Origin of the sequence: Aeromicrobium sp. (assembly GCF_036676885.1) — a bacterium.
Classification (GTDB): Bacteria; Actinomycetota; Actinomycetes; order Propionibacteriales; family Nocardioidaceae; genus Aeromicrobium.
Map to the genome: position 1 here is coordinate 1 of NZ_JAKFCB010000328.1, position 6,034 is coordinate 6,034.

The following is a 6,034-nucleotide window of genomic DNA, read 5'->3' on the forward strand; positions in this document are numbered from 1 at the left end:
GGCAAGCGCTACTTCTTCGGGTGGGGCACGATGTCCAGCAAGCTGGCCGGTCCCTCGATCGATCCCGCCGACCTCGGCTCGATCGATGCGGTGCTGGTCAGCCATCACCACCATGCCGACAACTTCGATCCGACCGGCCGCTCGATGTTGCCGAAGCTCGGCACTGTCCTGACGACGAAGAAGGCCGCGGCGAAGCTCGGCGGGGGCGCTATCGGCCTCGCCCCGGGGGACAAGTGGACCCTTGAGGCGCCCGGCAAGGAGCCGATCACGATCACTGCGACCCCGTGCCAGCACGGCCCGGTCGCCCTCAACCCGATCACGGGCCCGGTCGTCGGCTTCGCGCTGGAGTGGGCCGGCCAGGAGCACGGGGCGTTCTGGATGACCGGTGACACGGTTCTCCACCAGGGCTTGCGCGACGTGGCGTCCCACCTCGACATCGGCACGATGCTGATGCACCTCGGCTCGGTGCGATTCCGCTACCTCACCGGGTGGTTGCGCTACTCGATGGATGCCAAGCAGGGCGCCGAGCTGCTCGACATCGTCAAGCCGTCGGCCGTCGTACCCGTGCACTACGAGGGCTGGTCGCACTTCCAGCAGGGCCGGGCCGACGCCGAGCGCGTGCTGGCCGGCTCGCCGTACGCCGACCGCGTCACCTGGGTCGATCCCGGCGGCTCGACCGTGGTCGAAGCCTGACTCAGGCCTGCCGGGCCTCGGGAGCGTCGGCTTCCTGGGCGGCGATCTGGCGACGTACGTCGTCCATGTCGAGGTCCTTGACCGCCGTTATGATCTGCTCGAGTCCGGCCGCCGGGAGCGCGCCGGGCTGCGAGAAGACGAGGATGCCGTCGCGGAACGCCATCAGCGTCGGGATCGACGTGATCTGGGCGGCGGCCGCAAGCTCGCGCTGGTCCTCGGTGTCGATCTTGCCGAAGACGACGTCGGTGTGCTGCTCGCTCGCGGCCTCGAAGACGGGGCCGAACTGCTTGCAGGGACCGCACCACTCGGCCCACCAGTCGACGAGGGTGATGCCCTCAGCGCCGATGACGTCGTCGATGGTGTCCTTGGTCAGGGTGACCGTGCTCATGACTGCCTCTCATAGGAAAACTCGGTACGCATTGTTCAACGGTACGTCGATGCTGGGCATTCCCGCCGGTTCGCGAACGTGAGCGCGGTTCACCCCACCTGGCTGACGCTTCGGGACCCTCAGGGGCTCGGCGCCGGCTCGGTGCTCGGGGATGTCGTCGTCGGCGACGGCGTGGGGGTCGTCTCGCCGCTCCCGCTGTCACTGCCGGACTTCTCCTCGTCCTTCTGCTCCTTGTCCTGCTTCTCGTCGTCCTTGTTGCCCTTGCCGTTCCCCTGCCCCTGCTCGGGTACGTACGCCACCGTGAGCGTCACGGTCGAGCCGATCTTGGCCGTGGTGGCCGGGTCGACCGCGATGACGGTGCCCGCTGTCTTGTCCGAGACGGCGAACGCGGCCTTGGACTCGAGCCCGAGCTTGTCGAGCTCGGCAGCGGCCTCGTCATACGTCGCCCCGATGAGCTTGTCGACCGGTAGGCGTACGCGGCCGGTCGCGACCGAGAGCGTGACGACGCTGTCCTTGTCGACCTCGGTGCCCGCGGCGGGGGTCTGGCGCACGACCTCTCCGGCTTTGGCGTTGGCGACGTTGACCTCGCGCACCTTGACCTCGAGACCGGCGGACTCGAGCAGCGTCGTGGCGGCGCGCTGGGACTTGCCCTCGACGTTGGGTACGGTCACGGCGTCGGCGCCGCTGCCCAGCAGCAGCCAGCCGAGCGCGGCGGCGACGATGGCGAGCACGACTGAGCTGAACAACACCCCGCGCCTCCGTGCGCGTCCGCGCCGGCTGTGCTCGGCCGCGACGACGCTGCCCCCCGCAGGGAAGCCGTTGTCCACCATGGTCCCCGGGTCATCGGCGTCGTGGGCGCCGACGCTCACCGGACGTTCGACGATGCCGGGCAGTGTGCTGCCCGGCGACGCGGCGGCGTGCGGCATGGTCGGCGCGCCGGCGAGGACCGGGGCGTGACCGGGAGGCGATGGCACCGAGGTGGCAAGCGCAGCGGCTTGATGCGCGACGGCCGTGCCCGACGCCGGTCGATCGCTCGGATCCTTGGCCAGCAGCTGGTTGACCAGCGCCGCAGCCTCCTCGGGCACTGTCGTCGGCAGGGTCGGCAGCTCGCTCTGGATGTGCGCCAGGGCCGTCGCGATGTCGCTGTCCCGGTGGAACGGCAGATTGCCGCTCAGGCAGGTGTAGGCCACGACGCCGAGGGAGTAGAGGTCCGAGGCGCCCGTCGCCGAACGGCCCGAAGCCTGCTCGGGGCTCAGGAAGTCCGCCGTGCCGATCAGCGCTCCGGTCTGTGTCAGCGGCTCCCCGCCGGCCGCGTGGGCGATGCCGAAGTCGACGAGCATGACCCGCCCGTCGGGAGTGACCAGGATGTTGCCGGGCTTGAGGTCGCGGTGCACGATCCCGGCCTCGTGGGCGACGTGGAGGGCCGCCGCGATCTCGGCCACGATGGCCATGGTCTCGCCCGTCGAGAGCGATCCGCGCTCGGCCAGCAGCGCCGACAACGGTGCGCCGTCGATGATCGGCATCACCAGGAACGGCACCGTCTTGCCGTCCTCCTGGTCCTCGCCGTAGTCGAACACGTCGACGATCCCGGGGTGGTGCAGCTTGCCGGCCAGCTGGGCCTCGACCCGGAGCCGCGCACGTACGTTCTCGTCGTCCGCCAGGTGCGGTCGGATGATCTTGACCGCGACGGAGCGGTCGAGGATCTCGTCGTGTGCTTGCCAGACCTCGCCCATGCCACCGCCACCAATGAGCTTGTCGAGGCGATAACGACCGCCGAGCAGGGAGGGCATCTCTCCAGATTAATCGCCGGGTGGGCAGATCTCATGTCGAGGTCGGCGGACTGACTGTCGCGATTGGGCTGCGGGGGGCATGATCGTTCCATGGAGCGCCGAACCCTGTTGACCGGATTCGCAGCGATCGGCGCCGTGACGCTGATCGGGTGCGGCGGCGAGGACGAGAAGCCTGGTCCCACACGCACGCCATCGACCCCCACGCCGACCACCACACGAACGTCGGCCGGTGTCAATCCCAGAATTGCCTCGACCGTCGCGACCGGGCTCAACGTGCCGTGGGAGATCGTGTTCCTCGCGGGTGGCGACGCGTTGGTGTCACAGCGCGACGAGGGCTCGATCGTCCGCATCTCGACGACCGGCGAGGTCACGAAGGTCGGCGATGTCGACGGCGCGTCCGGCCGGCCCGGGGGAGAGGGCGGCCTGTTGGGGCTCGCGCTGGCCCCCGATGACGAGTCGACCCTCTTCGCGTTCGTCACGACCGACTCGGACAACCGGGTCGTACGCCTGACGCTCGACGGCGACTCGCTGGGGGAGCAGGAGCCGATCCTCACCGGCATCGCGATCGGGTCCCGCCACCACGGCGGCCGCATCCTGTTCGACGGCGAGGGCAACCTGTTCGTGTCGACCGGCGATGCCGGCGACGGCGCACTGTCCCAGGACAAGGGATCCCTCAACGGCAAGATCCTGCGCATCACCCAGGACGGCAAGGCCGCACCCGACAACCCGTTCGACAACCACACCTGGTCGTACGGTCATCGCAACATCGAGGGGCTCGCGTTCGACACTGACGGCCGGCTGTGGGCGACGGAGTTCGGCGAGAGGTCGGCGGACGAGCTCAATCTCATCGAGCGCGGGAAGAACTACGGCTGGCCCGAGGCCGAGGGCAGGTCGGACAACAGCGACTTCGTCAACCCGAAGGTCACCTGGGGGACCGACGAGTGCTCGCCGGCCGGCCTGGCGATCACCCGGTCGACGGCGTTCCTCGGCGCGCTGCAGGGGGAGTGCCTCTTCGGCGTACGCCTCGACGGCCAGGAGGTCGGCAAGCCCAGGGCGTACTTCGGCGGCGAACACGGCCGGATCCGCACCGTCGTGACGGCGCCGGACGGCGCACTGTGGGTCGGGACCAGCAACACCGACGGCCGCGGCGACCCGCGGAAGAACGACGACCGCATCTTCCGCGTGACCCTGTGAAACCTACCGATCGGTAAGGGTTACGCCACCGCCAAACGTGAGGATAACCTCATGTCGACGGCCGTGATCAGAGGAGAGCACATGGACGAGTCCACGTTCGACATCGACTCGGCGCAGATCGCCGAGGCCTCGGCCCGCTTCCCGGCCCACCGGCTGGCGCGACGGCATGCCGAGCCCGACACCGACGTGAGCTATCTCGAGACCGCGCCCAGCGCGGAGTTCGGCCGCCATGCGTGGGACGAGTGCGGACACCTCTGACCTGCAGCAGACATGCGAAAGCCCCCGGAGCGATGCTCCGGGGGCTTTCGTCAGCCGATGAGCTGCTACCTACAGCGGGCGGCAAGCCGGCCCCACGGCTCACCCGAGCCGTTCGGCCTACTTAGAGGGGCCGGATATTCGCGGCCTGGAGGCCCTTCTGGCCCTGCTCGACGTCGAACTCGACCTTCTGGTTCTCGTTGAGCGAGCGGTAGCCGCTGGACTGGATGGCGCTGAAGTGCGCGAACACGTCCTCGCTGCCGTCGTCGGGGGCGATGAATCCGAAGCCCTTGTCAGCGTTGAACCACTTGACGGTTCCTGTTGCCATGTCTAACTCCTCTTGGCGAGTTCATTCACGACCTTCGCGAATGAGTGTCGCGACGTACATCCAACCTTCGAGAAGAACTAGACACCCCGAGAGGAACTCATTCATTCTTACGGCCCAACGTCGTGCAACTGGCGACAAGCCTAGGGCACAGCGAACCCCAAAGGGAAAGCCTTCCGGGTGGTGAATCGAAAAATTCACCACCCGGAAACGCGGCTACTTGCGGCCGAACACCTGCGACACCCACCAGCGGCCGTACTTGTCCTGAACAGCACCGACGCCGATATAGCGCTTGTTGCTGCTGAGCAAGTTGGCCTTGTGTCCCGGTGATCTCATCCAGGCGTTGACGACACGACCGCCCGTCGAGAACCCGTACGCGATGTTCTCCGACACGCTCGAAAGGTCGCACGCGTTCAGAATCGTTCGCAGATTCTGGTGCTTGAGCACGCGGTTGCTGGCGAGCCAGGCCGCGTGCCTCTCGGCATATCGGTCGACACACGAGTGGGCCTTCACGGGGACCTTGCCGTAGTTGACTCGGCTGACGTTGGTCCACTTGATGACGTCGTACTCGTACGTCGTCGACGTCACCGCGGATGCCGGTGTGAACGTCAGGATCAACATCACCATCAATGACCCCGCAAGAACGCGCGGGCTCAGAATTTTCTTCATGGGTTCTCCCTCCCACCCACACCATAAAACACGCGGCGTGACTGGGTGGCACAAACGTCGAAGACGGTGACGTTTTGGAGTCATAGTTCCAAGGAACTAGTTCCGTATAGTCATCGTGAACCAAAGTCAAGACTGCCTTTCACTCTGAAAATTCCCTAAGTTGAGCCCCGTTGCGCCGCGCACGCCTCACGAGGGCGTACGCACAGCAGGCCGGGCAAACCGCCCGGCTGCTCACCGAAATGGGAAACAGGGGGAACAGTGAAACGTGTGACCTCAGGCCTCGTCGGCCTCACACTCGCGGCAGCGCTCGGAACGGCATATGTCGCTCCGGGCTCCGCATCAGCCGCACCGCCGGTCGCCGGCAGCGACCGCTCCACCAGCACTCAGGACGAGCTGCCCAACCCGCTGGAGGACAAGCGACGCGCCCTCCGCGAGTCGGCCATCACCGGCGTGCTCAACGGTGACCTCGAGCCCGTCGAGAAGGACGGCAGCACCGTGGTCAAGGTCGGCAGGGGCACGAGCCCGGCCGACGCCGCTCGCGCAGCGAACCTGGAGGGCCGCAAGCTCAAGGCCGGCGCCGGGAGCAGCCAGCAGGATCAGTACGTCGAGCTCTCGCAGGAGCGCGCCGACAAGATCTTCGTGATCCTGGCGGAGTTCGGCAACCAGCGTCACCCCGACTATCCCGACGTCGACACCGATCCGGACACCCCCGGGCCGACG

7 protein-coding genes and 1 pseudogene are annotated in these 6,034 nt (G+C 67.4%); 4 read left to right on the forward strand and 4 right to left on the reverse strand.

Annotated elements, in window-relative coordinates; genetic code table 11:
• The coding region (locus V6M46_RS15220; RefSeq protein WP_332666623.1) for an MBL fold metallo-hydrolase at positions 1 to 693 on the forward strand (693 nt) is incomplete at its 5' end.
• A 1-nt stretch (position 694) separates the two neighbouring features.
• Here the strand turns inward: V6M46_RS15220 and V6M46_RS15225 are convergent.
• Both V6M46_RS15225 and V6M46_RS15230 read right to left on the reverse strand, forming a co-directional pair.
• Positions 695 to 1,081, reverse strand: a complete 387-nt coding sequence (locus V6M46_RS15225) for a thioredoxin family protein (protein WP_332666625.1) — start codon at positions 1,079 to 1,081, stop codon at positions 695 to 697.
• A gap of 119 nt (positions 1,082 to 1,200) precedes the next feature.
• The gene (locus tag V6M46_RS15230) at positions 1,201 to 2,871 is read right to left on the reverse strand and encodes a protein kinase domain-containing protein (RefSeq protein WP_332666626.1); all 1,671 of its coding nucleotides are present in this window, start codon (positions 2,869 to 2,871) and stop codon (positions 1,201 to 1,203) included.
• Between the two features lie 90 nt (positions 2,872 to 2,961).
• On the opposite strand from V6M46_RS15230, the gene V6M46_RS15235 reads away from it, so the two are divergent.
• A complete protein-coding gene (locus V6M46_RS15235) occupies positions 2,962 to 4,065 on the forward strand; it encodes a PQQ-dependent sugar dehydrogenase (protein ID WP_332666628.1) in 1,104 nt (367 codons plus the stop codon).
• Between the two features lie 81 nt (positions 4,066 to 4,146).
• Complete coding sequence (locus V6M46_RS15240) at positions 4,147 to 4,323, forward strand: hypothetical protein (RefSeq protein WP_332666630.1); 177 nt, start codon at positions 4,147 to 4,149, stop codon at positions 4,321 to 4,323.
• 121 nt (positions 4,324 to 4,444) lie between these two features.
• Here the strand turns inward: V6M46_RS15240 and cspE are convergent, their stop codons facing one another.
• Both cspE and V6M46_RS15250 read right to left on the reverse strand, forming a co-directional pair.
• Complete coding sequence (gene cspE, locus V6M46_RS15245; RefSeq protein ID WP_056214575.1) at positions 4,445 to 4,648, reverse strand: transcription antiterminator/RNA stability regulator CspE; 204 nt, start codon at positions 4,646 to 4,648, stop codon at positions 4,445 to 4,447.
• Positions 4,649 to 4,861: 213 nt separating this feature from the next.
• On the reverse strand, positions 4,862 to 5,314 hold the full coding sequence (locus V6M46_RS15250; protein ID WP_332666632.1) for a CAP domain-containing protein: 453 nt from the start codon (positions 5,312 to 5,314) through the stop codon (positions 4,862 to 4,864).
• 267 nt (positions 5,315 to 5,581) lie between these two features.
• Here V6M46_RS15250 and V6M46_RS15255 point away from each other — a divergent pair.
• Positions 5,582 to 6,034: pseudogene (locus V6M46_RS15255) on the forward strand (immune inhibitor A domain-containing protein); the annotation flags it as partial.

Coding starts and splice junctions, on each gene's coding strand:
- V6M46_RS15235 (WP_332666628.1), top strand. CDS start 2,962: ATGGAGCGCCGAACCCTGTTGACCGGATTCGCAGCGATCGGCGCCGTG.
- cspE (WP_056214575.1), bottom strand. CDS start 4,648: ATGGCAACAGGAACCGTCAAGTGGTTCAACGCTGACAAGGGCTTCGGA.
- V6M46_RS15230 (WP_332666626.1), bottom strand. CDS start 2,871: ATGCCCTCCCTGCTCGGCGGTCGTTATCGCCTCGACAAGCTCATTGGT.
- V6M46_RS15225 (WP_332666625.1), bottom strand. CDS start 1,081: ATGAGCACGGTCACCCTGACCAAGGACACCATCGACGACGTCATCGGC.
- V6M46_RS15240 (WP_332666630.1), top strand. CDS start 4,147: ATGGACGAGTCCACGTTCGACATCGACTCGGCGCAGATCGCCGAGGCC.
- V6M46_RS15250 (WP_332666632.1), bottom strand. CDS start 5,314: ATGAAGAAAATTCTGAGCCCGCGCGTTCTTGCGGGGTCATTGATGGTG.